Origin of the sequence: Microvirga lupini (genome assembly GCF_014191055.1) — a bacterium.
GTDB lineage: Bacteria > Pseudomonadota > Alphaproteobacteria > Rhizobiales > Beijerinckiaceae > Microvirga > Microvirga lupini_A.
On the sequence record NZ_JACHWB010000002.1, the window covers coordinates 204,386 to 230,045 of the forward strand.

The following is a 25,660-nucleotide window of genomic DNA, read 5'->3' on the forward strand; positions in this document are numbered from 1 at the left end:
TTGCTACTGCGTTTTGGGCGCGGCATCGGCCTCGCCCTGCCAGTGACCCTGTTTTTTGAGCGTATCGGCCACCTCGCGCGGCATGTAATTCTCGTCGTGCTTGGCGAGAACCGAGTCGGCGCGGAAAACACTCGGGCTTTCCAGAATGCCCTCGGCCACGACACCCTGCCCTTCACGGAACAGGTCGGGCAGCAATCCCTTGTAGTTCACCTTGATCGCGGCCTCGGCGTCCATGACCTCGAAGGTGATCTGCTGGTCGGCGCCGCGCTGCACGGAGCCTTCCTTCACGAGGCCGCCGAGACGGATGCGCGTGCCGGGCTGAACGCTCTTCGCCTGAATGTCGGCCGGCGAGTTGAAGAACACGATCGTGTCGTTCATGGCATAGAGCACAAGCCCGAGTGCGACCGCGAGGACGCATCCGGCAACTCCGATGAGGGTGAGGCGGCGTTGTTTTCTCGTCATGGCTGAGCGTCGGTCAGTTTCAGTTCCTGGGCCATCGTGTCGATGGTCTTCAAGGCCTCGGTATCCTGCGCCAGGGCCTCCCGGGCGCGCTTGGCTGCAGCAGCGGCCTTGTCGCGCTGCCCCAGCACGGCATAGGAGCGCATCAGCCGCGCCCATTCCTCGGCCGTGCCGCCTTGAGCTTCGAGACGGCTCGCAAGCCCCGCCACCATGCCGGCGATGGCCTCCGGGCCAACCTGCGGCGTGCCGGCCGGGGCTGCTTCAGGCTGCGGTGCGCCGAGCGCCGCCAGTTCCTGCCTCACCGGATCCACCCACGGCGCATCCGCCGGCGAGGCGGCGAGCAAGTTCTGAAGAATCGTCTTGGCCTTGTCGGTCTGTCCGTCCTGCACGGCCGCGCGGGCAAGGTAGAACTGGGCCTTGGGCGCATTCGGGTCGAGCTTCGCCGCCTGCTCGAATGCGGCCTGGGCTTCCGCCGAGATCAGCCCGTCTTTCGCCAGCACCAGGACCTCACCATAATTGGCAAAGCGGGCGGCATCGGGCGCCTGATAGCGGATCGCCGACTCATAGGCCTTCACCGCATCCTCGATGCGGCCCATGCGGAGATAGACCGGAGCGATGACCTCCCAGCCGCGTCCGTCCTGCGGGTTCTTGGCAAGGTGGGACTCGATCTCGGCCACGGCGCCGAGCAGGTTGATGTTGCCCGCCTGCTGCGGCTGCATCCGCGCGCCCGGCGGCTCGCTGAGCAGCTGGGGCGAGCCGTAGATTTCGTAAGTGGCGAGCGCCAGAAGCGGGATGATCGACAGGGCCAGGGTCGATGCGGCACGGCGGCGGCGCAGGGCCGGCTCGCCCACGGCCGCAAAGGCCTCATCGGCCTGCAGGCCCGTGGCCCGCAACAGCCGGCGTCCAGCCTCGGCCTTGGCGGCTTCCGCCTCGTTGGGGAGAAGCACGCCGCGGGCCAGGTCCCGCTCGATCTCGGCGATCTGCTCACGATAGAACTGCTTGTCCGGATCGGCCTGTCGCCCAACGGCATAATGGCGCGACAGCGGCCACAGCACCGCCATCACGGCTGCCGCCGTCATTGCCAGAAGAATGATCCAGATCACCATAAAGTCCTATTTACCCCGTGTCCTCCTCAAGCACGACGGTGGCACGGTGTCACGCGCAAATCTCCTTAAGGGGAACTCCTGTCCCCCGGGAGTTCCAGGATCGCGCGCAAGCCTCCCATGGGCGAGGCATCGAGCTTGAGCGAACCCCGATAGAGAGCCGCCAGATCGCTGACGATGGAGAGACCGAGGCCCGATCCCGGCTTCGTCTCGTCGAGTCGGCGGCCGCGCTTGAGCATCTCGGTTCGGGCAGCCTCGGGCAGCCCCGGCCCATCATCGTCGATGAGCAGGCGGAAGCGCGGCCGGTCGTCGTCGCGGACGATCTCAGCCATCACGACAACCTTGTGTGCGGCCCATTTGGACGCATTGTCGATGAGGTTTCCGGCCATCTCCTCAAGGTCCTGCTTCTCGCCGCGGAAGCGCAGGTCCGGTGGGATCGCGAGTTCCACCTCCAGGTCCTTGTCGCGGTAGATCTTGGCGAAGGTGCGCGCGAGGCCTGCGATCACCGGCTCGGCTTCCGTCAGGGTCCCAAGCGTGCCGGCCAGGGCTGCCGCGCGGGCACGGTCGAGATAGTAATTGACCTGATCGCGCATGAGGGTCGCCTGCTCGCGGACCTTGGCGGCCACGTCCTCGGGGGCGTTCTCGGCCTCGTTCATGATCACGCTGAGCGGCGTCTTGAGCGCGTGGGCGAGATTGCCCACCTGCGTGCGGGCGCGCTCCAAGATCTCGCGGTTGGTGTCGAGGAGCAGGTTCAGCTCGCTGGCGAGCGGAGAGATGTCGCGCGGATACTCGCCCGCGATGCGCTCCGCCTCCCCCTGACGGATGGCCCCGAGCGCGCTACGGAGATTCGACAGGGGCCGGAGGCCGAAGCGGATCTGCAGCAGCGTGGTAAAGCCGAGCGCCAGCCCGAGAAGAGCAAAGGTGACGGTGAGCGCGAAGATGAAGTCCCGCACCGCCACCTCGATCTCGTCGGCGGGCCCGGCCACGCGGATGATGTAACGTCCGTCCTCCCCGAGATCGATGTCGCGTTCGATGACGCGAAGATTGCGATCGTCCGGCGCACGTCCGTAGCCGCGGCGGATCTGGCCGAACCGGTCGTCGCCGGCGGCAAGACTCGGCAGCTGCCCGCCGAAGAGCGATTTCGAGGAGCGGATCTCGGCCGGGGCCGCATTGGGGCGCGCCACCTGCCAGTACCAGCCCGATAGCGGCAGCTCGAACCGGGGATCGCCGATGGGGCCGAGATCCCGGTTGGGGTCGCCGGGACCGACGAGGTTCGAGGCTAGCGTGTTGGCATAGACCAGGAGCCGCTGGTCGAAGGCCCGCTCCGTGTTGTCCCGGTACAGGGTCGAGAGGATCAACCCCGCGATCAGCAGGATCACGAAGCTCCAGAACACCGAGGAGACCGCCAGACGGACCGCAATGGGCCGGCCGGCGAAGCGTTTCACGAGCGGCGACAGGCCGGTCACGTCTTGGTCTGGGCCTGAGGCGTCTGGGCCTGGCTCGCGTCGAGGAGATAGCCCAGCCCCCGGACGGTCTGGATGATGTCGACGCCGAGCTTCTTGCGAAGCCTGCCGATGAAGACCTCGATGGTGTTGGAATCCCGGTCGAAGTCCTGGTCGTAGAGATGCTCGGTCAGCTCGCCCCGCGAGACGATGCGCCCCATGTGGTGCATGAGGTAGGACAGGAGCCGGTACTCGTGCGAGGTCAGCTTCACCGGGTTGCCGTCGACCGTCACGCGGCCGGAGCGGGTGTCGAGCTTCACCGGGCCGCAGGAGATCTCGCTCGTGGCATGCCCGGCCGAGCGGCGCAACAGGGCGCGCACGCGGGCAAGCAACTCCTCCATGTGGAAAGGTTTCGTTACGTAATCGTCGGCGCCGGCATCGAAGCCCTGGACCTTGTCGCTCCAGCGGTCGCGGGCGGTCAAGATGATCACCGGGACCTTGCGACCCTCCCGGCGCCAGGCGGTCAGCACGGAAACGCCGTCCACCTTCGGCAGGCCGAGATCGAGGATGATGGCGTCGTAGGGCTCGGTTTCCCCAAGGAACTGCCCCTCCTCGCCATCCATGGCGGTGTCCACCGCGTAGCCTGCCTGTTCAAGGGCAGTCACGATCTGCTTATTGAGGGTTCTGTCGTCCTCGACAACGAGTAGGCGCACGGTTCTGGCTTCCTATAGCATCGGACCCAAAAGTGGATTGCACTTAAGGGATCAATCCGATGCTTGATCCCTTAAGTGGCACATCGTTCGGCGCGGAAAACCGGTCTCCACTTTTCCGCACGATGCGCTATTTCACCGATCTCACGCGCCCGGAGGAGCCGTCGATCATCACTTGCACGATGCGACCGTCCTTTTGCAAGGCCATGATCACATAGACAAGAGCATCGCTGTTGCGGCAGAGGCTCGCCCGAACCACGTCAGCGCCCGGCACCTGGCGACGGGCCGTCATCACGGCGGAGGCCGGTGTGACGACGCCCTTGGAGGCCACGGCTTCCTGCATCTCGCGGGGGGGAAGGCAGTTCCCGAGGGCTGCCGACGCGCTCTGCGCAGAGGCCGCCCCCATCATTCCCCACAACGCTATGACCAGACAAACCAGACGCATGAGGTGACCATGCCTTTGCCGCACTGAATGAATTCTGAATGTAGTTAGGGCGGGTTTCCAAGGCATAAACCCGCTCTGCCGGCCCTAAATCCTCTAGTTCAGGATCTGCTTCGTGGCCAGGATCCGGAACACGGTCGAGGCGATAAAGCTGCCGGCGGCGATGATCTGGACCAGCGCCTCCTCGACGGCACCCGTCGTGAGCGCCGAGCCGTCGAAGCCGAACAGCCCGAGAACAAGGGCCGCAAGCCCGATCAGGTTGGACCAGATTGTGCGGCTGGCCAGAATGGTCTTGGTATCGAACATATCAAACACTCGTGGTTTCTGGTGGTGAAGATGAAGCAAGCCGCAGAGCCCCCTGCTCCACGGCAAGGACCCGCCGGCGCCAGCCGCGCCCGAAAACCGGCCAGGTGGCAAGGCGGCCGAGAAAGCCGAGGCGGGCCCTGGTGAGACGGCGGATCGTTTCGGTTGGATCGGCCTGCCAGGCCGCTTTCAGGGTCTGAGGTCCCACGATCCCATCCGCCGAGACTCCGAGGATCGTCTGAAGCATGCGCACGGCCCGGGCGGGACCCGAGTTCACCGCGAGATCGAAGACGGCGAGGTCCAGACCCGGAGGCAGTTCATCGGCGTGAACGACATCCCAATAGAGCCACCGATAGATCGCCTCGGCCTCGGCGCGGGTCAGCTCCCGCACATCCTCGACCGACACGGGACGTCCCCGCACTCGGGAGAGGGTCTCGCGGGTGATGCCGAACTTGGTCGCGCCGCCCGGATCCCTGGGATGATGCACGAAGCCGCCCTCGTGCTGCAGCACGATGTCGATGACTTTCTCGAAGCGCGACTCCGTCATGGATGCTCTCACAGTTCCGCCTCGAGCGCGATGAAGGCATCGGATCCGAGGTGGAGATTGCCGACGCCGCCGGCCGCCGCTGAGAAGGAGCTGCCGGCTCGGAGCCTTAGGATAACGCACGAGGCGCTCGCAGGCGTTGCGGTCGTCACCGTCAGCGCGCCGCTCAGGGCCGCCCAGGCCGCGCTGCTGTTGCTGTAGAAGCCCGCCTGATTGCCCGTGGGCGATGCGTTGATCCACGCGAACCCGCTGGTGAGGAGCGTGGGATCGGCCCGCATGGGCGCCGGCAGGGTGCACACTGCATCGATCATGTTCACGCCGACGCGCTGCGCCACATACCCGAGAATGCCGGGCGCTCCGCCGGTCGTGGCAAGCCGCTGGAAAAAGCCGCGGCAGCGATACTCCTCGATGTCGAGGGGCGGCGCGCGCCAGGGCGTCGCCTGAGCGCCCAGTTCCAGCTTCACGTGCTTGAAGGAACAGGCCGCCCCCGGCTGCAGGCGCAGCACGATGTTGGCGGTTTCTCCGCCATCGAGGGTCACGCTCGCGGCCTGACGGCCGGAGCCTGCCGGGATCGTGGCAGCCTTGGAGCCGATGAGAACCGGCAGCGGCCCGGAGGGATCCTCCACCGAGAGGGTCAGCGTTGCGCTCGCAAGATTGCCCGCGCCGAACTCGGCCGCCGCCTGCGCGGCATCGATCACCTGCTCGATGGCGCCCGAAAGCGTGATGGTGCCCTCACTGGTGCGCGCGACCGTGCAGCCGCCCGGCCCCCCCTTCCAGCGGTCGAATCCGTAGACGCCTTCGCCCAGAGGCCCACCCGCGAACCGGCGCTGGTTCACGCTGAAGGCGGCATTGATCAGCAGGTTGGCGCGCGGCGCATTTACGAGCCCTGAGGGAAACGACACGAGGCCGGTTCGCCGGTCGATCACGAGCGCATCGCGCCACAGGCTCCCATCATCGGAGACGCGGATCGAGAAATCATCGCTGCCGATGAGTCCCGTTTCCGCGCGCCCGCTGAAGCCGCGCTGGTAGAGCTGCGAGAGAACGTTCGCCTCCGTGCTCTTGTTGAGCACGAAGCGCAGATCGCCGGATCCACCCTCCTCTGCTGTCAACGCAGCAAAAAGCGCCGCGTTGAGTTTTGCAGATAACCTGTTCAGGTCATCGGCTGCTGTGCCGAGGCCAAGCCGCTCCAGGTTATTGATCTCGTCGGGAGCGGAGCCGAAGGCCTTCCATTCGCTTCCGTTGAAGACAAGAACCAGATCCTCGTTCTCCACATAGGCGCGCCACCCGGACCGCGGCGCGAAGAAGCGCCAGAGGCCGAGATCGAACAGGGCCACCTGACCCTCGTGGCCGGCGAAGGCGCCCGTGGCATTCGCCCCGATGAGGAAGCGGTCGCCCTCCTCAGGCGCCGCCGGTGGCGCGGTGCGGTTGCGCTCCTTCACGGCGAGCTGGACGAGGGCATCGAGGGAGGCGATCGCCTCGTTGTGGGTGACATGCTTTTGCGCCTGCGCGGCTGCAATGAGCGGCAGGGCGAGATGGGGCGTCGATGACATGGGATGACGTGCTTTCGGAAAATTGGTGCGCCGTTCAGCGCACGGAAACTGTGACGCGGCGCTCGAAGCCACGGCCCGCGACAGCGCTCATCTGCGCGATGCCGAGAGCCAGCGTGGATTGAGCGGTGCCGAAATCGGCAATTTCCAGCGCTTGCGTGTAGAGGATGGAGGGCTGCGCACTCGTGAGCCTTCTTGCCACCTGCCCGTCCTTGAGGATATCGATCTCGTAGGCCTCCGCATCCTCGGAGAGCGGCACGTCCATGGCTTCCCATCCATCGCCGTTGCGGCGCGTGCGGCGAATCCAGCTGAGGCGGATGCCGCCTTGCTCGCGCTGGGCCGTCACATGCACGGGACTCAAGGGCTTCAGCGCCTCGCGCCCCACGGTTGCGGCGATCTCCGTGACCGATGCATCCGCATGGTCGCGCCCCGACGGCCCGATCCTGTACCGCCAGCTCTGGCCGAGATCCTGCATGCTGGTGGTGAGGGGAGCGACCGCTTCGTCGAGCTTCACGATCAGGGCGCCTGCCACGACGGTGCGATGAGCCTCCGGCTCACTGCCCGCAAGGGCACGCAGGAAGCGCGAGAGGCGGAAGATGCGCTCCCCAATCAGCTCGGCGCGTGCGGCGGAAAACATCTCCCAGCGGCCATCCGCGCCGCGCAGGGCGAACAGGTTGCGACCGGCGAGTGCCGCCTCATCGTCGATGGAGCTCAAGGCGCCGGTGGAAATCTCGATATCGAGGGTCGCCTGTCGATCCCAACGCCACAGCGGCCCTGGGGCGAATGCATTCTTCGTGCGGCCGATCACGGCCGGCAGATCGAGAACGCGATGGGGCGTGAAGCTCGCGCCGTTGCCGGAGCGCCAGACCATCATGGTGCCGGGCCATGGATCCGCTGCCACCGCGATGTACTGCAATGGCGTGGGATCACCGAGTGCCGCCGGCAGGTCGAGCACGAGAGCGACCGGCTTGCCCGGCACCGGCGGCGGGCGCTTCGCCGGCCGGGGGATCGCCAAGCCCGGCCGCTCGAACACCGCCGGCTCCACCGCGCGTGTCGTGACCTTGCGCGTCGGTCCGTCGGCGATGCGCGTGATGCGATGGAGCTTGTCTCCCGCATCCGTCGGCACCGCAATCACGTCGCCGGGCTCCAGGTCGATGCGGCGCGGCGAGAGTTCGAACTCGGCGCCTTCCCGGCCCGCCCACAGATCCTGCAGCCAGGTATCGGCCAAGCGCTGCGCCTCGGCGCGGCGGGTCACGACGGCGTTGTCCGCCCGCGCCTCGCGCCGGCTCGAACCGGACAGGCGCCGCGAGGCGACAGTTGCGCGGCGGTAATCCGTGTCGCTCTCGGAAAACCCCACCTCCACTTGCTGCGGCAGCTCGGTCTCCTGCGCGCGGGTAAGGCGAAGGGAAGGCTGCTCCGCATTCAGTACGATATCGTCCTTCGTCAGGTGCAGCACAGCGCGACCGCCACGCCCCTGCCAGGCGATCGCACCGCCCCGCGCCACCGCATCGACGCCAAAGAGGCGCAGCAGAGGCTCGAGAGCGCCGCGCAGGGACATCGGCCTGTCGATCACGTAACCGTCCACGAAACCGTCGACGGGAATCGCACCAGGATCGGAAAGGCCGAAATCGCGCAGCATCCGCGCGATCAGGCGGTCGAGCGTCGCGCCCTCCAGACGTCCGGTGATCCAGTGGCCGGTGTCCCAGTTGGCGCCATCGGACCACACCACGTCAAAGTCGGGAAAGGCCGGAAAGGGCCGCGCATCCCAGGCCCAGACGAACACGTTCTCCGGATCGACCATGCGCCCACTATAAGAGGACGATGCAGGATTGTGCTCGGGCGAAAAACCGCGCTGCTCCGGATCGAAGCGCGAGAGAATGGCCTCCAGGGCGCGCGCCTGCACGAGATCGTCGCGCACGCCGCGGGAGAATGGCGGATAGGCCGATTCCGACGACTTCGGATCGGGGAAGACGTTGGGCCCGTTCGGCCCCTTGTCGACGGCCGGCACGCCGATCTCGGTGAGCCAGATCGGCTTCGATTGCGGCTGCCAGGATGTGGCGCCAACCTCGACGCCGCCGACGCGCTCCACGTGCCGGTTCGACCACCAGGACACGAGATCCTTCTGGCGGAACACCCATGGCTTGCCATGGGCGCCGTCCGTGATGGGCGTACGCGTTTGGGAAGTACGTTGCGCGGCGCTGGCATAGTACCAGTCGAACGCCTCGCCGCTGCCCAGGCGCGTGCGCAGGTAATCCACGTCGTAGATGCTGCGCCCTGCCGCGAGATCCGCATGTGCCGGGCCGTCGCGCCAGTCCGAGATCGGTGGGTAATAATCGATCCCGACCGCATCAATGGCGGGGCTCGCAAAGAGCGGATCGAGGGGAAAGCGCACCTCGCCCCCATTGTTCAGCACATGGGCGCCGTATTCGGTCCGGTCGGCCGCATAGACGATCTCGGTCGAGGCGCGCAGGATCGCACGCACATCCTGCGCAAGATCCCGCAGCCGCGACACCGCCGGATAGACGCCCGATGCGGAGCGCACGCGGGTGAGGCCGACGAGCTCGCTCCCTAAGATGAAACCATGGACGCCGCCCGCCTGCTCGGCCAGCGCCGCGTAATGCAGGACCATGCGGTTGAAGCCTTCAGTCCGCGTGAACCAGAGGTTCACCTGGCTGGCGGCGGCGCTGGTTCCATCGGGCGAACCGGATTCCCCCGGTGCGGGATGGCAGGTGATACGCCCGCGCCAGGGATAGGCGAGCTGTCCGGTGCCGCCGTACGGGTCGGGCAGGCTGTTGCCGGCAGGCACGTCCATCATCACAAAAGGATAGAGCACCACCTCAAGGCCACGATCCTTCAGGTTTCTGATCAGCCGGATCACGGATTCATCCGAGGGTGTGCCGCCATAGGCCGGCGTGCCCTTCACGAGCGAAACCGCCTTCGCGTCGTCGCGCGCCAGGCCGGCCACGGACCAGGCGGCGCCGTCCGTCGTTTTCGTCGTCACGTCCACGCGCGGCTCGATGAGGCAGGAGCCGGCGCGCAGATCGTCGCCGAACCAGCTCACCACGAGGGAGACGCGCTTGAGATTCGGGCACAGGGCCTCCAGGGCATCGAGAGATGCCGCAACATCGCTTGAACGCTGCAGCTGATGGCGGTTCTCCGGCCGTGTCTTGCCGAGATCGAGCACCTGCATCACCGCTTTTGTGTCGTAGCCGAATTCGCTTGCGCCGGGGATGAGGCACACGGCCCGGACCATGCGGTTGAGCCCGTCGACGGGGCGCACGATCTCGAAGGAGAATTGCGGCACGCGGTTGCCGAAATCGGCAAGCGGCAGGCGCTCGAACACCACATAAGCCAGCCCGCGATAGGCCGGCGCGTGATCCGCGCCCTCTTTCGCGACGATCAGCGGATCGGCACTTTGCGTCTCGCTGCCCTTGTGCACCCGCATGGTGAGCATGCTCAGATCGAGCTCGCGCCCGTCCGCCCAGACTCGGCGGATGAACGCGATGCGCCCCTCGCACAGGCCCACCGCGAGATTGGCGAAGTAGGAATAGGTGGTTGTGACGGTCTTCGGACCGCTCATGCCCTTGCCGCCCTGGGCGCCCCGGTCGGTCTCGGTATTGACCATCTCTTCCAGGCGCGTCGCCCAGATGAGCTGGCCGCCGATGCGGGCGCGGCCATAGACCCGCGGGATCGGCGCGCCCTCCGTCGAGGTGAGCCCGTCGATATCCTTCAGGCGCGGGCCTTCGACATATTTGGTGTTGTCGCCCCCGAAGAGTGCATTGTCGACGACCGCGCCCGCGAGCCCTCCGAGCGCCCGCCCAGCTATGGCGCCGATCGGCCCGCCGATCATGCCGCCCACGACCGAGCCGACGGTTTGAAGAACGATGGTGGCCATCAGGGTGCATCCGGAATACGAAAGGCATGGGAGAGATGGCGCCGCCACCAGGGACGAAACGCCACCTCGGCTACAGCGGCACCATCATGGGCGTGGATCATGGTGTCGGCGGATGTGGCGATGGCGCAGTGCTTCGCCGGCAGGTTGTCGCGCCAGCGAAAGAGCAGCACGTCGCCGGGGGCAAACTGCGTGCGCTCGATCTCGACGAGATGCTTTCGTGCAGCCGCCACGAGCGTATCCGCCCCGGCCTCGGCCCAGTCGGGCGAGTAAGGCGGCGGTAGCTCGGGCTCAGCCCCCATGACGCCGCGCCACACGCCGCGAAGCAGCCCGAGGCAGTCGCAGCCGACGCCTTTGAGCGAGGCCTGATGGCGATAGGGTGTGCCGATCCAGGAGCGGGCTTCGGCAATGATGAGGTTTGATGAGGGCATGTTTGTCAGCCGTGCGGCAGCACCCTCCCCTTGAGGGGGAGGGTCGGCTCGAAGAGCCGGGGTGGGGTGAAAGGCGCATGTGGTTTGATTGGCTGTAGGTCTGATCCGATTCTGCTCGGGCAAGGTCGCGCTGCCACCCCACCCCGCTCGCGATGCTCGCGACCCTCCCCCTCAAGGGGAGGGTGTCACCGAAAGAAGCTGCCGCCATCCAGGCCCGGTTCGCCCTGCTGCGGCATGCGGATGATGAAGTCGTTGCCGGGCATGTGCGGAAAGCCGCGGAAGTTCGCCACGTTATCGAACTTCCTGCGGCACATGCCATGGGTCTTGTCGCAGCCTGCCGTCACGCGGAACGTGTCGCCAACCTTGATGGGTTGCGGCGCCCGCTGCCACAGGTCGAACTCGTCCGTGCCGCTGACCGCGCGATGCACCTTGATCTCGACGGAGATGCCCGCGTTGTCGCCGGTGACCCATGTGAGCTTTCCGGCATTACACCATCCGTCGGAGAAGCCTATCCCGGACGCCGCGATGCTCAACGCACCGTCCGTGCGCGTGACCGTGCCCGTATCGGAATAGGCGGATGCGGAAAGATTGACGCCGCATTGCGCATCGCTAAGATCCGCCGAGCAGGTGGCGCGAAACAGCCGCCCGCGCTCCTCGTCGAAGCGGTGCATGAGCCCCCTCACCTCCGCGACGAAGCTGCCGTCGGCGCGGCGGATCTCGCCGATGGAACCGATATCGAGCAGCACGCGCTCGCTCACGTTGTTCCAGTTGACGAGCCAGGTTTCCACGCTCGCATCGTCATAGAGGCCGGACGCGATGTCGTCCTCGGTGAGCCCCGCGGAGACGAGCGCGCCCGCCACCTCGCCACCGCCGACCGCGAAGCCGAGTTCGGCGGTCGCTTCCGCCGCTTCCAGCCCGGAGCGGGCCGCATAGGTGGTGCCGTTGAAGATGATGTCGCGGTCATGGTCGGTGAAACCGAATGCGGTGCCGTCGCGGCGGATGAGCCGCCAGCAATGGCAGAGCGTTGTCGTACCCTCGGCCATGTGGGCAGAGAGGTTTGGGGGAATGGAGCGCATGATGGGACTCGAATGGTGTTGTGATGCCCGTCGTCCCGCCCGCCACGTCATGGCCGGTGTTGTTCTGCCGGGCCACGTCTTGTTCTCCTCCGCCCTCATCCTGAGGAAGTCGCTTAAGCGACCGTCTCGAAGGAGGATCCAGAGAGCACTGGACGATCCTTCGAGACGCAGACTGCGTCTGCTCCTCAGGATGAGGATGAAGAGGTGGACAGCAAAGGCGTGGATCCCGGAACAAGTCCGGGGATGACGTGAGAGGATGGCAGGACTGGAGGGAATGTCGGAAGAAGGTGTCATTCCCGGCCGGAGCGCAGCGGAGGGGAAGGGAATCCATAGCACTGAGCGTACGAGTGGATCCCCTTCCCTCGCCTCCGGCTCGCCGGGGATGACACTGATGCGCTTGCACCTAAGGGACGATCTCGATCAGCGGGATCTGCGGGATGCCGCCGGCATCGAAGGTGGAGAGGTCGATGTCGAGCTCGTCCGTGTCGAAGCGCACCGGCACGTCGAAGGCGAAGCCTGCCGTGATGACGGCGCCTGCGGGCGGCGCGGCGGCAAACGTGACAAGCCCTGTCGCCGGATCGCAGTTGAACCCCGACCCCACCGCCTGCTCGATGCCATTGAGCGCAACCCGCACCGTGCCGCCGACCGGCTTGGCAATCGTGCGGCTGTAGGGCGCAAAGGCGGATCCGTAGGCTTTCACCAGCTGGAAATTCCGCTCCGTCCCGTTGCCGGTGCCGATGCGCTGGTCGAGCGGCGTCGGCTCTTTGGAGGGCGGGCCCGAGCGCCAGTCGGTGCGGTCGCGGAAGCGGAAGCCGAAAAGCCGGCCTCGCCGCTCCTCGAAGAAGGCGATCACCGCGTGCAGGGCGTCGACGGTCCTAACGCCCAAGCCCGCATCGTAGCGGCGGCGCGAGCCGGCCCAGCGGCTGTTGCGGTGTTCGCGACCGGACGCGAGCGTGACGATATCGGTCCGCCGCACGGGCCCGCCCCGGCTGCCGAGGCTGACGTCGAGCGGAAAGCGGACCTCATGGAAGTCTGAGGCCATGGGCACATCCTGAAGGTTGAAACGAAAGAACCGGGGTGGCGTTGACGAGGCGCAAGCCATTCAACACGGAGGCGGCCCGCGATGAGCAATGCTCCCAACGACCTCGCGCAGGATTTCCCGGACAAGGTCGACCGGATCCACCAGCTGAAGACGAGCAACGGCCGCTTCGCGCGGCTCTATGACGAATACGACGAGCTGAACCGCACCATCCACCGCATCGAGACCCGGGTGGAGCCGACCACCGAGGAAGCGGAGGAAGAACTCAAGCGCCGCCGCCTGCAGATCAAGGACGAGATCATGGCCATGCTCGACGGTACGGACGCGTGATCGAAGCTTTTCAGCGACACCCCACAGCCTCATCCTGAGGAGCAGACGAAGTCTGCGTCTCGAAGGACTGTCCAGCGCGCACTGGAGCCTCCTTCGAGACGGATTGCTCAAGCAATCCTCCTCGGGATGAGGCTGTGCTTGCGGAAAGCATGCGCTCACATCCCGCGCTGACCCCGCGCGACAGCGCGAGCCAGCGCGGCGGACACCTGCGCCTCGGAGCGGCGGAAACTCTCCGCATCCGGGGTCGTGACGTTGACGGTCACCGAGACCGGCCGCCCGCCCCCGCCGCCCCGCACACCGAGCCGCCCGTCCGGCCCGCGCGCCAGCGGCATCACGGCCTCCGCCCCCTGTTCGCCCATGAGGCCGAGCCCGCGCCCGAGCGGGAAGTAAGTCGGCGCCCCGACCACCCCACCCTTGGCGAAGGGCATCAGCATGCCGCGCGAGAGCACGCCGCCCTTGGCGAGGGCCGGCCCGCCGGCGCCGAACAGAGAGCCGAGAAGAGACGACAGCCCACCGCTCAGGCTTTGTCCTGCGCCCGACAGATCAGGCCCCATGGGCAGCGCATTGCCGAACAAACCTGCCATCAGCGTTTGCATGCCACGGCTGAGCGCCATCTGTAGTGGAGCCATGGCCGACTTCAGCGCAAATTCTGTGAATGTCTTGCGTACGTCTTTTAGAACGTTATCAAATTTCTTGCCTTCCGAGATGTTCTTAGCGAAAGCATTGGACAGGGATTCACCGAAACGATCAGAGAGGCCTATGAGTGTGTCGAGCTGCCGTGCGGCCTGCTTCTTTTCATTCCGGATCTCGTCGAGTTTCTGCGTTAGAGGATTATCTGACATAAAAGCCTTGTTTCCATCTTTCTTGTCGAAGAATAAGCTGATCCTTGCTGCGCTCGCGTTGTGCGCGCAGACCGCCTGCGTGAGTGCTCCGCCGACCAGATCGACTTACAAAACACCCGGCCTCAGCGCTGCTCAAACGAGCCGATTTTACGACGAATGCCTCTATGAAGCCAAAAAGGCGACAGCATCGGCGAGCGCGAAGACGAGCGTGGGATATAGGCAGTTCGAGCTTTACAACATGTGCTTGAAACTAAAAGGCGTCACGTATGTTGGCGACTTCACGATGCCCGATGAAAAATGGAAACCCATTCTCGATCATTGCAAGGCAGAAGCACGATCAGCCGTAGCCGGGCGTCCTGTTTCACGCCAGCGGGACGAATTGCAGGAAGATCTTGAGGTCGAGTGCTATAAGCAGAAGGGCGTCGTCTATCATTAGCGATGCTTTGGATCCTTGAGACATGGCAGCCCTGATCGGCTTTTCATCTGTCCGGAAATACCTCCATCAACCGTCTGAGATCGCCGCTCAGCGCAGGCTCGATCATTCGCCCTCCGCTCAATCCGTTCCAGGCCGCCAGCAATTCTCGCGGCGTCGAGCGCCAGAAGGTTTCTGGACTCCACCGCAGGATACCCAAACCCAGCATCAGCGCGTCATCCCAGGGGAAGGCGCATGGCTCGCGCCCACCCCCTGGGATGACAGAGGGTTTGGCGATGGCTCGCCTCCGCCGAAGGTCATGACAAGAAGATCGGCCAGCGCTGAGGCCACAGGCTCGATGCCTTCATGCAGCGGAAGGCTCGCCACCTCCGCGTCGCTCAATCCATGACCGCCGCCGCGCAGCGCCACGCCGAGCAGCGTGAGCAGATCGCGGCTTGAGAGGCGTCCGGCGCCGAAGCGCTCCGTGAGCGCCATGAGATCCTGTACGCCGAAGGCATCCTCCAGCTCCGCGAGCGCGCCGAGCGTGAGGCAGAGCGTATAGCGTGTGTCGCCAAGGTGCAGCGCCACCTCGCCCCGTCGTCTGTTGGGCATGCGTTTGTTCTTTCTCGTTGAAGATTCCTTCTCCGTCATGGCCGGACTTGCTCCGGCCATCCGGGTCTTGGGAAACACTGCCCTCATCCTGAGGAGGATTGCGCGAGCAATCCGTCTCGAAGGAGGATCCAGAGGGCACCGGAACCTCCTTCGAGACGCAGACTGCGTCTGCTCCTCAGGATGAGGGTGGAGATGAAAGCAATCAAAACATGGATCCCCGGGATAAGCCCGGGGATGACACGGGTCAGATCGCCATGAAGGCGAGCGCGCCCGCAGACTCGAACGCCATCTCGAACGTCACTTCGCCGGCATGGTCGCCGCGATATTCCAGGCTCGTGATCTGGAACGGGCCCTCGATGCGGCCAAAATCCGGAATGACGATCTGGTATGTGAGGATGTCGCCGTCGAAAAAAACCTGGCGCATGCGCGCGTCGGACGCTTCGTCCTTGAACACGCCGGAGCCGGAGATCGAGGCGCGGCGCATGCCGACACCGGCCAGAAGCTCGCGCCAGCGCCCGGCGGATTCCGCGTGCGTCACGTCGACGGTCTCGGCATTGAAGGCGATCTGGCGCGTGCGCAGGCCCGCCACGGTCACGAAGGCGTTGCTGCCGTCGCCGATCTTGATGAGCAGATCCTTTCCCTTCTGAGCAGGCATGGGATGTCCTTATGTTGATTGAGAGAAAAGGTTTCCGCTGTCATTCCGGGCTCGGCTCTACGATCCGCCCCGGAAGGACAGTATCGACATTTGCGTCACGCCACCTCCGTCACCGCGCGCAGACTCAAGGTGACGCGGGCGAGGCCCGAATCCTTGTCGCGGGCGGAGGCGAGCTCCGTGACGCGCAGGTTGACGAGGCGGTGGCCGTCGAGGGTGAGCGGCGCATCGTCGAGGATCGCGAAGAAGCGGTCGGCGACCATGAGCGCCGTGCGCGCGCCACCCTTCTCCGACCAGATCACCAGATCGACGCTCTGCGCGTGGCCGCGATCGAGATCGGTGGACCAGTCCTCGGCCTTCACGTCGCCGAAGAGCGCATAGACCGGCTCCGCCCCGCGCGGCGGCTCGTCGTAGAGGCGAAGCGTACCGCCCATGAGCGTGCGCAGCTCCGCGTCGCCTGAGGCCGCGTCGATGATCGCGCGGCGCAAGGAAAGCACCGGGCTCGTCATGCCCTCACCTCCTCGACGAGGCAGACGAGATCGCGCTTCGACCCGTCCGGATCGGAGGCCGCGCGGATGGCGAAGCGGCGCAGGCCTGAGGTCAGCCGCATGGCGCCCGTCACGCCGTCGCGATAGCGCAGGGTGATGCGGTGGGTGAGGCTCTGCTCGGGTCGGTCGGCGCGTACGCGTTCCGTTCCGGACAGCATCTCGATGGCGCCCCACACCTGCGGGCCCGCCGCATAGGAACGGAAGACGCCGCCGAAGCCGTCGGGCCGCTCCAGCGGCAGCTCGAGCACGAACCGGCGCGAGCGCGCGCCGATGGGAATGGATTTGTTTGTCATGAAATGTCTCAAGGATTATAGCCGCGCCCTCTGGAACGGCGCCACGAGCGCCAGTGCCTCGGGCGGCAGGATCTGCTCGCCCGCCACATCGCCGCGGTTCTCGAACCAATGCGCCACGAGGATGCGGATGGCGAGCTTCAGGGTCGCGGGCACCGCCTCCGCCGTTGTGCCGAAGCCGGCGCGCAGCTCGACCGAGATGCCGTTGCGGGGTCTGCCCGGCTCCGGCGCTCCCGAGACGCTGATGCGCGGCGGGTCGCTTAAGCCATCGGCCTCGAACGCCTCGTCCGGCAGTTCGGTGACGGTGCCCGTTGCATCCGTGATCCTGATCGCATCCACGGCAATCAGCGGGGCAAGCGGCAGCAGGACCACGCCGTCCCCTGGCCACCGGTCGAATACCACGCGCCACCGCTGCTCGATCAGGATTCGCCGGGACGCTGCCTCGACCATGAGCCTGGCTGCCTTGATGAGGCCTGAAATCAGGTCATCCTGTGCGGCATCGTCTTCATCGACGCGCAGATAGGCCTTCATCTCGGCGAGCGTGATGGGCTCGACGGCGGGGCCGCTGACGAATATGGGAATCATCGGAAACCAGGATCCTTGTGCTGTCATGAAACGTCTGATCACGCTCTGTCTTGCGCTGGCGCTGTCTGCGACGGGCGCCCATGCCATCGTCGGCGGAGAGCCCGATGTGGGGCCGCTGTCGCGCCAGAGCGTAATGGTGTTGAGTTCGAACGGCGGCGTCTGCAGCGCCGTGGTGCTGGCCCCCGACGTGGTGCTCACCGCCGCCCATTGCGTCACGGGCGCCGCCGAGCACCGGGTGCATTTCCGCGACGAGACGGGCGAGCCCGTGCTGATCGTGCCCGCCGCGAAGGCCGTGCATCCCGGCTACAACGCGAAGGCCATCGAGACGCGCCAGCGCTCCATCGACCTCGCCCTCGTCCGCACGCCCGAGACCCTGCCCGCGCGCTTCGAGCGGGCGACCCTCAGCGCCGTAAAGGTGCCTGAGAACACCTTCGTGACCGTCGGCGGCTATGGCCTTGCGCGAGAGGGCGACGCCAAGAGCACCGGCACCTTCCGCACCGCGGCTCTCACCGCCGTCGAGCCCTATGGCCCAAGCAGGATTCTGCTCTGGGCCGAGGGGTCCGGTTCGGCGAGCGCGTGCCAGGGCGATTCCGGGGGGCCGATGGCCTCCGGAGCGACCGTCTCGGCCATCACAAGTTGGTCGTCCCCGGCGAAAGGCCGAAGCTGCGGAGGCCTCACGCAAGGCATCCTCGTGGGCCCGCAACGGGATTGGATCGACAGGGTTCTCAAGGGCTGGAACCGTGCGGCGTTGTGGAGCGGCAACAATCCTTAGAGTTTTCGCAAAGGCCCGGAACTATCCTTGTTGCCCAATTCTTGCCGTTTCACACGCTCCTCCCCTCATGGCATGATCCTTAAGATGCGCGCTCTGTACCTTCTCGCCCTTGCGGCCTTCACCTTTGTCGCGAGCCCGGCCTGGGCCATCCTGCAGGGCGCCGCGTCGCGGGATCCGAACGGCTTGCGCCGCTCGGTGGTGTCCATCGAAAACTCCCTGGGCGAGCTCTGCTCGGGCGTGATCGTCGGGGCCGATCTCGTGCTGACGGCGGCCCATTGCGTGATCGACCGCGCCGCCTACCGCGTCACCGCTCTCAATCGTGCCTTCAGGCCGCAGCGATTCAACGTCGCCGCGCTCGCCATCCACCCGACCTTCGTGCGTGGCACCACGCCGCGCACGCAGCCCGGCATCGATCTCGCCATCGTCAAACTCGACCGCCCTCTTGGCCCCGACTTCCTGCCCCTCGACCCGACCGAGGCGGGCCGCATCGATGTGGGCGACGGTGTGACCATCGCGGGCTTCGGGGTCCTGTCAGAGCGGGCCAGGGGCACGGCGCGGACGCTGCGTCAGACCAATCTCGTGTCGCTCGGCCCCATCGAGGTCGCGAACCGCGTGCTCATCGTCGCCGACCGAAACCGGCTCGCCGAGACCACGGGAGCAGGCGCCTGCCGCGGAGATTCCGGCGGCCCGATCCTCGCCGCGACATCGAGCGGCTACCAGCTCTACGGCATCACGAGCTGGTCGAGCGGCGCCCTGCGGTCCCCCAGGCCGACCGCCTGCGGCGGCCTCACGGCCGTGACACCCGTGGTGGAGCACCTGCGCTGGATCGTGAACAACATGCAGAGCCTCAACGGCGCATGGGCGGGGAATTAAACGCATTCCTCGCCTTGTGTTCCTGTGCCCTCATCCTGAGGAGGTGAGTGTTTCCGGGACATGAATGGCCGGGACAAGCCCGGCCGTGACGTGCCTGGCTGTGAAGACGCCGCAGGATTAAGCTGCAAACTTCAGCAGCTTGATCGCCGCATAATCCTGCACGCCGCCGCCCACGCGCTTGGTGGTGTAGAACAGCACGTAGGGTTTGGCGGAGTACGGATCGCGCAGCACGCGCATGCCCGCGCGGTCCACGATGAGGTAACCGCGCTTGAAGTCGCCGAACGCGATGGCGCAGGAATTCAGCGCAATGTCCGGCATGTCCTCGGCCTCGACGACCGGGAAGCCCATCAGCGTCGCGGCCTGGCCGATGCTCGCGGGCGGCGCCCAGAGATACTGGCCGTTGTCGTCCTTGAAGCGGCGGATCGCGCTCTGCGTCTTGCGATTCATCACGAAGGAGGCGTTCTGGCGGTAGCCCGATTTCAGCGTGTAGATCAGGTCCACCAGCACGTCGGACGGGTTTGACGCCGGGAAGGTCGCCCCACCCGTGTTCACCGTGCCGAGGCGACCCCATTCCCAGATCTCCTCCTCGACCTGATCGGTGGTGAGAAAGCCTTTCGGCTTGTTGACGCCGTCGCCGTTGACGAAGGCCGCGCTCTCCTGCTCGGCGAAGGCGGACTCGACCTCTTCGGCAATCCAGCTCTCGATATCGACCACCGCGTCGTCGAGCAGGGTCTGGGTGGCGGCCGGCATGGCATAGAGCTCCATGGCCGGAAAGCTCATCTCGGAGAGCGTGGGGCTCGCCGTCTGCGGCCGCGCGGCCGTCCCGCCGACCCAGCCGGTGGCCGGACCTGTGGTCGAGAAGGCGCGCTTGTACTGACCGCCCGAGATCACCCGCACCGACGAGATCGCGCGGATCGGCGACACATTGGCAAGACGGCGCAGTACCTCGCGCTCGACCGTATCGGGCACGAGATAGCCGCCGTCGGGGCCGGAACCGGCGGAGAGCGCCTTCTCCTCCAGCCGCTTGAGGCCCGTGGCCTCGCCGGTGCGGACATAAGCATGGAATGCCGTCTTGTGCTCGGCCTGGGCCGGGTCTCGAGCGGTATCGGTGCTGCCTCCCAGAGGCGGGCGGGAGCGGTCGAGGCTCAGGCGGTCGAGGCGGCGCTTGGCATCGTCGAGGGCAGTGTCGATGCGGGCGAGCTTCTCGTCCGTCACCACGTCGCTCGTGAGCCTGGTCTCGATCTCGGACAGGCGCGTGTCGTTGGCGTCCTTGAACGCCTCGAAGGCGCGGGCGAAATCATCGAAGGCCGAGGCGACATCGTCGGACACGGCTTTGGTTTCAACAACGGGAATCATCACAATCCATAGGTTTGAAAAGAACAGATGAGGAAATGAGCATCGAGTGAACCCGAAAAGTGGGATCCACTTTTCAGCCCGATGCCCCAAAGAAAAAGGCCCGCCGAGTGGCGGGCCCGTTGGTTCCCCGGTGAGGGGAATGCTTACATGCGGCGGGCTGCGCGGCGGGTTGTTTTTGCGACGGTCGGACCGGTCACAGCACCAACGGCGCCTCCGACGATCGCACCGGGCGGTCCTGCCACCGCACCGACGCCGGCGCCGACGGCCGCACCGCCCACCCGCTCTTCCGTGGTCGTGCAGGCGGCCGCCGCAAGGCCGAGGAGCGCAACCAAAGCAAGCTTCTTCATGAGAACCTCCCAAGACGAGCGAAGAACAGACACCTCTCGCGTGAGGAAAGGGCCCGCAGCCTCCGCGCCGATGCGGGCTTTCAGCTAACGCGCTCCCACGGACTAGGTTCAGGAAAACAGTCTGGAGACGGTGCTGCGAATATGGGTAGCGAGCTTCGGGGCTGCCTGCTTCACGGTCTCGACCCGCGCGCCGGGCAGCATCGGAAAGGTCACCACCGAGATCTCCCACAGGTCGAGCCGCTCCAGGCGGCGCAAGCCGGTGGGCCGCTCGGCCCTGGCGCGCTCGACGCGAAAGCCGATGGACAGACCGTCCACCGCGCCGTCCCGCATCAGCGCATGGATGTCCCGTGCCCGTTCGACCGCGAGATTGAGCCGGCCCCGCACGCGCAGGCCCCGCAGGTCCTCGGCAATGGAAAGCCAGCGCCCGATCGGCTGCGCCGGATCGTGCTGCCACAGCAGGCGCACCTGCGCGGCGCCGCGTTTCTTTAAGGAGTCGCGGAAGGCGCCCGGCATCACCACGTCCTTGCCGAGATCGGCCTCGCCGAACAGGCTCGCATAGCCCTCGAACACGCCCTCCGCATCGACGCCGCTTACGGGCTCGGGCAGGAACTTGCGTTCCCGCACGGTGGGAATGGCGGCCATCATCGCGCGGCTCCGCGCGCCTGGTTCGGCGGCTTGATATCGAGCTTTTCAAGCTGGCGCACGAAGTCGCGGAAGACGGTCGTGGCGCGGTTCTGGCTTTCCCGCGTGGCCTTCGGCTTGCGCGGCGTGCGGGTTGAAAGGCGGGTCACGTGGGATCTCCGGAATGGCGACGGTTGAACAGGGACAGCTCGCGCACGAACGCATCGAACCGGCGGTTGGCCGCGAACAGGTCGCGCAGGGTCATGGCAAGCAAGGCGGAGGCCCCGCTGGCCCACACGAACAGGGCCAGATGGGCGAGATCCCCGCGCCGGATGACGGCCTCGGTGATCTGATCAAACATGTTCATGATATGTTCTCGTGAAAAGCTCCGTTGGAGTGAAGTGGCAGAGTTGCTCCTGTGTCATTCCCAGCCGAAGCGCAGCGGAGGGGAAGGGAATCCATAGGCTGAGCGTGTGAGTGGATCCCCTTCCCGCACTTCGTGCGCCGGGGATGACAGCGTTGTCAGCAGGCGGTCGGATCAAGATCATTCCAATCGGGATTGGACTGCTCGATGAGCTTGATCCTCCACGCTCTGTTCCAGCCCTTGAGCTGTTTCTCGCGAGCTATCGCTTCATTCACGTCTCCAAAGACTTCGACGTACACGAGGTTCGTGATGCTACAGCGCTGGGTGAACCCTGGAACGGCGAGGGATTTGTGTTGAACCATCCGTTGCAAGAGACTGCTCGTAACACCGATGTAGAGCGTGCCATTCTTGTTGCTGGCCAGAATGTAGACGGCGTATTGCTTGCCCATGGAGACACCTCAAGAGGTGTTACTTCATAGCACGCGTGTATGATCGGGTGTCATCCCCGGCGGCCGCAGGCCGGGAAGGGGATCCATAATCACGCGCGGCGCTATGGATTCCCTTCCCCTACGATGGCTGCACCATCTCCGGCCGGGAATGACACCCTCGTCTCACGTCCGCCTCCCCTCCGCCACACGCCCATACCCCACCGCTTCGCGCTTCCCTGAAGGTTCGTTATCAGGATAAGCGCCTGATCCGCCTTGGCCCGTTCACTGAACGCTTCGCTGCGTGAAGTTGTGGATAACCAGAACGGAAAGCGAACGCTGAGAAGAGACAGCGCCTATATGCGATTCGTGGGGGCGTTTTTAGAGAACGGGAATACTCCCATGAGTGTACTTGATGATGTTCGCAGAGCCCTACAGCCGCTAAGCGACCAAGGTGTCGTGCACAAGACTGAATGGGGTTCGTTTGCCTTATACGGCGAGCGAAGCCCCCTCCAGCCGGTCCAAATTGCAGTGTTTGTAAACGGCGATGATCCTGAAGAACATCGGGATGAGATCGAAAGGCTCGCGCGGCAGACCGGACACAACATAGAGATCGCGCTGCACCCCAACTACTCCCGTACGTGAGAGTCGGAATAACTCTTCCGACTTTGAAGCCGGGGAGGCAGTTCATCCGTGCTCTCCCCGGCTCCTAGACGACACGGCCACGACCATTCCTGGGGGAAGATACTGCGCCGCCTATTCCAGACTCGTCACATGGGATGCCGCAGCCAACATCACCACAGTCAGGCCGTCGAGATACTGCGCATTCGTCAGCAGATTGTCCGCCATCTCTTCATCGAGTTCAGCTGGGATCTCTGCGCATTGCTCTTGCGTCAGATCCAGCGCGGACGCCGCAACGCGGACTGAGGTGAGCAGGCCCATCCACTTCTCTGCGCTCGGAGCATCGTTTTTGAACGTATCGGCCATGATTTACTCCTGTAAACGCAATAAACATGAATTGATTCAACAAATAAATCCACGGGGAGTCTACTCCTCATCTTGTTCAGTAGTTGGGGAATACACCTCACCGTTTTTCTGCCCCCCGGAAGGATGCTCACCCGATCAGCGCATTGGGCTCGCGCCCGCCCATGGCCTTGCCCAAGGTTCCGCGTCCGCGCTTCGCTCTTTTACGACTGAGAGATGGCTCTGCTCGGAGATGATAGCACGCTAGGCCTACTGACGTAGATCAGGAGTATAACCTCCCCACCCCTCCCTCTTCTCTTACAGAGGAGTAGGGGTGCCCTCCTGCAGCCCTCATGGGCTTCATCGGGAAAGAGGTGTTCTATAGCGCAGCAACCCGCTATATTGTGACAGGTAGGACTAATAAAGTCAGGTCCGGCACTAAGGGAAGCTGCATTCCGATGAGCGGCGTACAGGTATTCGAATTTGGGGAGCTCAGGTTTACAAAGAGCGAACTTCAGTCGGTTGATAGGCGCATCTTCTCGCTCATTGTTGGGTCATCGGTCGCGGCAAACGATGTGGCTGTACTCCAACGACTCGCACTCTTTCACGGCCATCATCCATCTGACTCCGAAGTACTCAAAACCTTCATAGGCGTTAACTCTCTGATCCTATTTAGAATGCTCAGCGCCAAGATCTACGAGTACATTCACTTCATAGATGGCCATGCGACGAAATTGCGTCGAAACCCTAGTGCAAAGCTCAACCGCTTTTTAGTCAGGGCCGACACATTTCTAAAGATTAAGGATGACCCTGTTTTCGCTACTGTAAAAGAACTGAGGGACAACGTAACTCACCACTACCATGGAGCAGCCGACGTAAAAAATCTGGAAACCTTCGACGAAAATCACACTTTCTCAATGTTTCTGCATGAGGCCTCTGGCAATTCCTTGGCCCCACTTGGGGAAGATATTGGCACTTTCGGCATATTACGTACTCGCAACGATGGGATTGATATAGAAAAGCTTATCGCATGGACGATTGAAGTCTCTGGGAGAATTACGTCGTTCCAGCATCAGACCATGATCCTAATACTGAATGACTTCTTCCCTGACAAAAAGCTAGTCATGCGAAGGGTTCCCGTGGAATCAAGGCTTGTAGGAAGCGACGACACGAAATCGCCGCTGCTATTTAAGCGGAAGCAAAAATAGTCAGCTTTGCGCTCAAATCTCTTCACCCCTCCCCGCTATAACCTCCCCATGACCTACTCCGCGCCTGGGTCAAATCAGGCTTGTCGACTCCGATCGCGACATGCGGTAACCGTCTGGCTCAGGAGAATTTACCCATGGAAAGTCTTGGCAAAGTCCTTTTTAGCGCTGCCACGGTTGTAATGGCCTTCGGCGGCTTCTGGGCCATCAAGATGCTCGACAATGTCCACGACAATGCCGAGCAGTTCTTCATCCCGGCGACCGCTCTCTTCGCCGCTGCAGGTGCGGCCGAACTGATATGGGGCGAGCGCCGCACCCAATGACCTACTCCCGCGACACTACTGACAGCGGCATCCACTGTGGTCTGTTTAACATAGGTCAGAATGAGTGACCTCAGGCCCGGGAAGGTAGCCATGAAGCTTAGCGATCTGATCACGTTACTCCGTCAAGAAACGCAGATTAAGGATCTTAACGTTCAGATCGAAATTGAACCAGACTACACCGTCAGCCATGCGAATATCGACTTCCCAAGCACCATGAGACCAATCTTAGAAGCGCTCGTCGAAAAGCATAACATCAGGTGCGCTCTCTGGATTGGCCTCGGTCAGATTAATGGTGAACCTTGGGGGCGGCTCGAAATTCTGATCACCCTTTAATTTATATGTTGAGTTGCCCCAGCGTCAGGCGACACAGTGACTACTCTTTGTTCACGCTCTTTAGCTATCGAGAGCGCATGCCTTACTCTCGCGACACCACCGCCATCTCCGAACTCACCGGCCAACCCGTCAGCACCTGGTCTGAGGAATGGCGGATCGAGACCGAGGTGGGTGCATGGCGGTCCATCTCACCAACAATGAAATTTTAATCGAACGTTAGAACGAGCTTGGCAATTTAGGATTAGTTGCCGTAGGTTGCCTAGAACCCGCAAGCAATAATCGATAGGGTATCGCATCCAAGTTGGAGGGTGCGATGAAGATCATAGTTGCACTAAATAATCATCAGAGCCTTGGAAATGCTTATCCCACCGCTCGACATAACACGAAGATAATCTTCCGGTTTGCTGATGGAAGCATAACACATAGTTTCCATGTAGCTGATCTTTGCAAGCCCGGCACACACGCCGTGGCAAATTTTGAGTTTCCAAACAGGTTTGATGTTTCTGGCTGCATTTTCGCTTGGTTTGAGGGAAATCCTGCGGTTGGAAGATCCGTCTATTTAGAAAGGCCAAAGGAATATATTGGGAAACCTTGGAACGGCGCAATTATTACATGGGCAGACTCAAGTCTTTACGGGTTTACATACGAGTACCATTACGGCGGCATTGGGAATGTCTCGAATGTCGGTGTAAGCTCAGCCTTTAGCGAGCTGATGCAGGAAACCTCCCATTTGGCATTTGTGGGGACCTGAGTTCACTTCCTGTATCATTCGTGTAAGAGCGGACGAAGTTAACCCGCGGCGCCCAGCTTCACGATATT

The 25,660-nt window shown here is 64.0% G+C and carries 35 protein-coding genes; 8 read left to right on the top strand and 27 right to left on the bottom strand.

Annotated features, from left to right (window positions below):
- Positions 1-3: 3 nt before the first annotated feature.
- The 12 genes from ccmE to FHR70_RS08095 form a co-directional block, all read right to left on the bottom strand.
- Positions 4-462: a cytochrome c maturation protein CcmE gene (ccmE, locus tag FHR70_RS08040; protein ID WP_183448935.1), complete on the bottom strand. Its 459-nt coding sequence runs from the start codon at positions 460-462 to the stop codon at positions 4-6.
- A complete protein-coding gene (ccmI, locus tag FHR70_RS08045; RefSeq protein WP_183448937.1) occupies positions 459-1,565 on the bottom strand; it encodes a c-type cytochrome biogenesis protein CcmI in 1,107 nt (368 codons plus the stop codon). Before ccmI ends, ccmE begins: the two co-directional genes overlap by 4 nt.
- Before the next feature lie 65 nt (positions 1,566-1,630).
- Positions 1,631-3,028, bottom strand: coding sequence for a sensor histidine kinase (locus FHR70_RS08050; protein ID WP_343058758.1), 1,398 nt, complete (start codon positions 3,026-3,028; stop codon positions 1,631-1,633).
- Positions 3,025-3,717, bottom strand: a complete 693-nt coding sequence (locus FHR70_RS08055; RefSeq protein ID WP_183448939.1) for a response regulator — start codon at positions 3,715-3,717, stop codon at positions 3,025-3,027. The genes FHR70_RS08050 and FHR70_RS08055 overlap by 4 nt, the downstream gene beginning before the upstream one ends.
- A gap of 127 nt (positions 3,718-3,844) precedes the next feature.
- Positions 3,845-4,045 carry a PepSY domain-containing protein gene (locus tag FHR70_RS08060; protein WP_183448941.1) on the bottom strand — a complete coding sequence of 67 codons (201 nt, stop codon included), beginning with the start codon at positions 4,043-4,045 and terminating at the stop codon, positions 3,845-3,847.
- A 207-nt stretch (positions 4,046-4,252) separates the two neighbouring features.
- On the bottom strand, positions 4,253-4,462 hold the full coding sequence (locus tag FHR70_RS08065) for a hypothetical protein (RefSeq protein WP_183448943.1): 210 nt from the start codon (positions 4,460-4,462) through the stop codon (positions 4,253-4,255).
- 1 nt (position 4,463) lies between these two features.
- Positions 4,464-5,006 (bottom strand): glycoside hydrolase family 108 protein, encoded by a 543-nt coding sequence (locus FHR70_RS08070; RefSeq protein WP_183448944.1) that lies wholly within the window; start codon positions 5,004-5,006, stop codon positions 4,464-4,466.
- 8 nt (positions 5,007-5,014) lie between these two features.
- A complete protein-coding gene (locus FHR70_RS08075) occupies positions 5,015-6,553 on the bottom strand; it encodes a DUF2793 domain-containing protein (protein WP_183448946.1) in 1,539 nt (512 codons plus the stop codon).
- A 34-nt stretch (positions 6,554-6,587) separates the two neighbouring features.
- Positions 6,588-10,445: a baseplate multidomain protein megatron gene (locus tag FHR70_RS08080; RefSeq protein WP_183448948.1), complete on the bottom strand. Its 3,858-nt coding sequence runs from the start codon at positions 10,443-10,445 to the stop codon at positions 6,588-6,590.
- Complete coding sequence (locus tag FHR70_RS08085) at positions 10,445-10,873, bottom strand: NlpC/P60 family protein (RefSeq protein ID WP_183448950.1); 429 nt, start codon at positions 10,871-10,873, stop codon at positions 10,445-10,447. Before FHR70_RS08085 ends, FHR70_RS08080 begins: the two co-directional genes overlap by 1 nt.
- A 185-nt stretch (positions 10,874-11,058) precedes the next feature.
- On the bottom strand, positions 11,059-11,949 hold the full coding sequence (locus tag FHR70_RS08090) for a DUF2163 domain-containing protein (RefSeq protein WP_183448952.1): 891 nt from the start codon (positions 11,947-11,949) through the stop codon (positions 11,059-11,061).
- 403 nt (positions 11,950-12,352) lie between these two features.
- Positions 12,353-12,991: a DUF2460 domain-containing protein gene (locus FHR70_RS08095; protein WP_183448954.1), complete on the bottom strand. Its 639-nt coding sequence runs from the start codon at positions 12,989-12,991 to the stop codon at positions 12,353-12,355.
- A gap of 81 nt (positions 12,992-13,072) precedes the next feature.
- Between FHR70_RS08095 and FHR70_RS08100 the strand changes: the two genes are divergently transcribed.
- Positions 13,073-13,318: an HP1242/YdcH family protein gene (locus FHR70_RS08100; RefSeq protein WP_183448955.1), complete on the top strand. Its 246-nt coding sequence runs from the start codon at positions 13,073-13,075 to the stop codon at positions 13,316-13,318.
- Positions 13,319-13,473: 155 nt separating this feature from the next.
- Here the strand turns inward: FHR70_RS08100 and FHR70_RS08105 are convergent, their stop codons facing one another.
- Positions 13,474-13,947, bottom strand: a complete 474-nt coding sequence (locus FHR70_RS08105) for a phage tail tape measure protein (RefSeq protein ID WP_425487850.1) — start codon at positions 13,945-13,947, stop codon at positions 13,474-13,476.
- 130 nt (positions 13,948-14,077) lie between these two features.
- Here FHR70_RS08105 and FHR70_RS08110 point away from each other — a divergent pair, with 130 nt between their 5' ends.
- The gene (locus FHR70_RS08110) at positions 14,078-14,596 is read left to right on the top strand and encodes a hypothetical protein (protein WP_183450272.1); all 519 of its coding nucleotides are present in this window, start codon (positions 14,078-14,080) and stop codon (positions 14,594-14,596) included.
- Positions 14,597-14,639: 43 nt separating this feature from the next.
- Here the strand turns inward: FHR70_RS08110 and FHR70_RS08115 are convergent, their stop codons facing one another.
- The 6 genes from FHR70_RS08115 to FHR70_RS08140 form a co-directional block, all read right to left on the bottom strand.
- Positions 14,640-14,801, bottom strand: coding sequence for a phage tail assembly chaperone (locus FHR70_RS08115; RefSeq protein WP_183448959.1), 162 nt, complete (start codon positions 14,799-14,801; stop codon positions 14,640-14,642).
- Positions 14,801-15,184, bottom strand: a complete 384-nt coding sequence (locus FHR70_RS08120) for a gene transfer agent family protein (RefSeq protein ID WP_183448961.1) — start codon at positions 15,182-15,184, stop codon at positions 14,801-14,803. Before FHR70_RS08120 ends, FHR70_RS08115 begins: the two co-directional genes overlap by 1 nt.
- Positions 15,185-15,428: 244 nt before the next feature.
- The gene (locus FHR70_RS08125; protein ID WP_183448963.1) at positions 15,429-15,839 is read right to left on the bottom strand and encodes a phage major tail protein, TP901-1 family; all 411 of its coding nucleotides are present in this window, start codon (positions 15,837-15,839) and stop codon (positions 15,429-15,431) included.
- 95 nt (positions 15,840-15,934) lie between these two features.
- Positions 15,935-16,345, bottom strand: coding sequence for a DUF3168 domain-containing protein (locus FHR70_RS08130; protein ID WP_183448965.1), 411 nt, complete (start codon positions 16,343-16,345; stop codon positions 15,935-15,937).
- A complete protein-coding gene (locus FHR70_RS08135; RefSeq protein WP_183448967.1) occupies positions 16,342-16,677 on the bottom strand; it encodes a phage head closure protein in 336 nt (111 codons plus the stop codon). The genes FHR70_RS08130 and FHR70_RS08135 overlap by 4 nt, the downstream gene beginning before the upstream one ends.
- A 15-nt stretch (positions 16,678-16,692) precedes the next feature.
- The gene (locus FHR70_RS08140) at positions 16,693-17,259 is read right to left on the bottom strand and encodes a head-tail connector protein (protein ID WP_183448969.1); all 567 of its coding nucleotides are present in this window, start codon (positions 17,257-17,259) and stop codon (positions 16,693-16,695) included.
- Between the two features lie 25 nt (positions 17,260-17,284).
- On the opposite strand from FHR70_RS08140, the gene FHR70_RS08145 reads away from it, so the two are divergent.
- Complete coding sequence (locus FHR70_RS08145; RefSeq protein WP_183448971.1) at positions 17,285-18,031, top strand: S1 family peptidase; 747 nt, start codon at positions 17,285-17,287, stop codon at positions 18,029-18,031.
- A gap of 84 nt (positions 18,032-18,115) precedes the next feature.
- The gene (locus tag FHR70_RS08150) at positions 18,116-18,904 is read left to right on the top strand and encodes a S1 family peptidase (protein WP_183448973.1); all 789 of its coding nucleotides are present in this window, start codon (positions 18,116-18,118) and stop codon (positions 18,902-18,904) included.
- A 117-nt stretch (positions 18,905-19,021) separates the two neighbouring features.
- Here the strand turns inward: FHR70_RS08150 and FHR70_RS08155 are convergent, their stop codons facing one another.
- From FHR70_RS08155 to FHR70_RS08185, 8 genes are all read right to left on the bottom strand, one after another.
- Positions 19,022-20,260 carry a phage major capsid protein gene (locus tag FHR70_RS08155; RefSeq protein WP_183448975.1) on the bottom strand — a complete coding sequence of 413 codons (1,239 nt, stop codon included), beginning with the start codon at positions 20,258-20,260 and terminating at the stop codon, positions 19,022-19,024.
- A 143-nt stretch (positions 20,261-20,403) separates the two neighbouring features.
- Positions 20,404-20,607, bottom strand: coding sequence for a hypothetical protein (locus FHR70_RS08160; RefSeq protein WP_183448977.1), 204 nt, complete (start codon positions 20,605-20,607; stop codon positions 20,404-20,406).
- Between the two features lie 108 nt (positions 20,608-20,715).
- Entirely contained in the window at positions 20,716-21,252 is a 537-nt protein-coding gene (locus FHR70_RS08165) for an HK97 family phage prohead protease (protein WP_183448979.1), read from the bottom strand.
- Entirely contained in the window at positions 21,249-21,398 is a 150-nt protein-coding gene (locus FHR70_RS08170) for a hypothetical protein (protein WP_183448981.1), read from the bottom strand. The genes FHR70_RS08165 and FHR70_RS08170 overlap by 4 nt, the downstream gene beginning before the upstream one ends.
- Complete coding sequence (locus FHR70_RS08175) at positions 21,395-21,595, bottom strand: hypothetical protein (RefSeq protein WP_183448983.1); 201 nt, start codon at positions 21,593-21,595, stop codon at positions 21,395-21,397. The genes FHR70_RS08170 and FHR70_RS08175 overlap by 4 nt, the downstream gene beginning before the upstream one ends.
- A 155-nt stretch (positions 21,596-21,750) precedes the next feature.
- Positions 21,751-22,041 (bottom strand): GIY-YIG nuclease family protein, encoded by a 291-nt coding sequence (locus FHR70_RS08180; protein ID WP_183448985.1) that lies wholly within the window; start codon positions 22,039-22,041, stop codon positions 21,751-21,753.
- A 465-nt stretch (positions 22,042-22,506) separates the two neighbouring features.
- Positions 22,507-22,641 (bottom strand): hypothetical protein, encoded by a 135-nt coding sequence (locus FHR70_RS24310; protein ID WP_281381302.1) that lies wholly within the window; start codon positions 22,639-22,641, stop codon positions 22,507-22,509.
- A gap of 132 nt (positions 22,642-22,773) precedes the next feature.
- The gene (locus FHR70_RS08185) at positions 22,774-23,004 is read right to left on the bottom strand and encodes a hypothetical protein (protein WP_183448987.1); all 231 of its coding nucleotides are present in this window, start codon (positions 23,002-23,004) and stop codon (positions 22,774-22,776) included.
- Positions 23,005-23,333: 329 nt separating this feature from the next.
- Between FHR70_RS08185 and FHR70_RS08190 the strand changes: the two genes are divergently transcribed.
- The 4 genes from FHR70_RS08190 (at position 23,334) to FHR70_RS08205 (ending at position 25,592) form a co-directional block, all read left to right on the top strand.
- On the top strand, positions 23,334-24,188 hold the full coding sequence (locus tag FHR70_RS08190) for a hypothetical protein (RefSeq protein ID WP_183448989.1): 855 nt from the start codon (positions 23,334-23,336) through the stop codon (positions 24,186-24,188).
- Positions 24,189-24,322: 134 nt separating this feature from the next.
- On the top strand, positions 24,323-24,508 hold the full coding sequence (locus FHR70_RS08195; RefSeq protein WP_183448991.1) for a hypothetical protein: 186 nt from the start codon (positions 24,323-24,325) through the stop codon (positions 24,506-24,508).
- 90 nt (positions 24,509-24,598) lie between these two features.
- Positions 24,599-24,841 (top strand): hypothetical protein, encoded by a 243-nt coding sequence (locus FHR70_RS08200; protein WP_183448993.1) that lies wholly within the window; start codon positions 24,599-24,601, stop codon positions 24,839-24,841.
- A gap of 313 nt (positions 24,842-25,154) precedes the next feature.
- Positions 25,155-25,592 carry a hypothetical protein gene (locus tag FHR70_RS08205; RefSeq protein ID WP_183448995.1) on the top strand — a complete coding sequence of 146 codons (438 nt, stop codon included), beginning with the start codon at positions 25,155-25,157 and terminating at the stop codon, positions 25,590-25,592.
- The last annotated feature ends 68 nt before the right edge of the window (positions 25,593-25,660 follow it).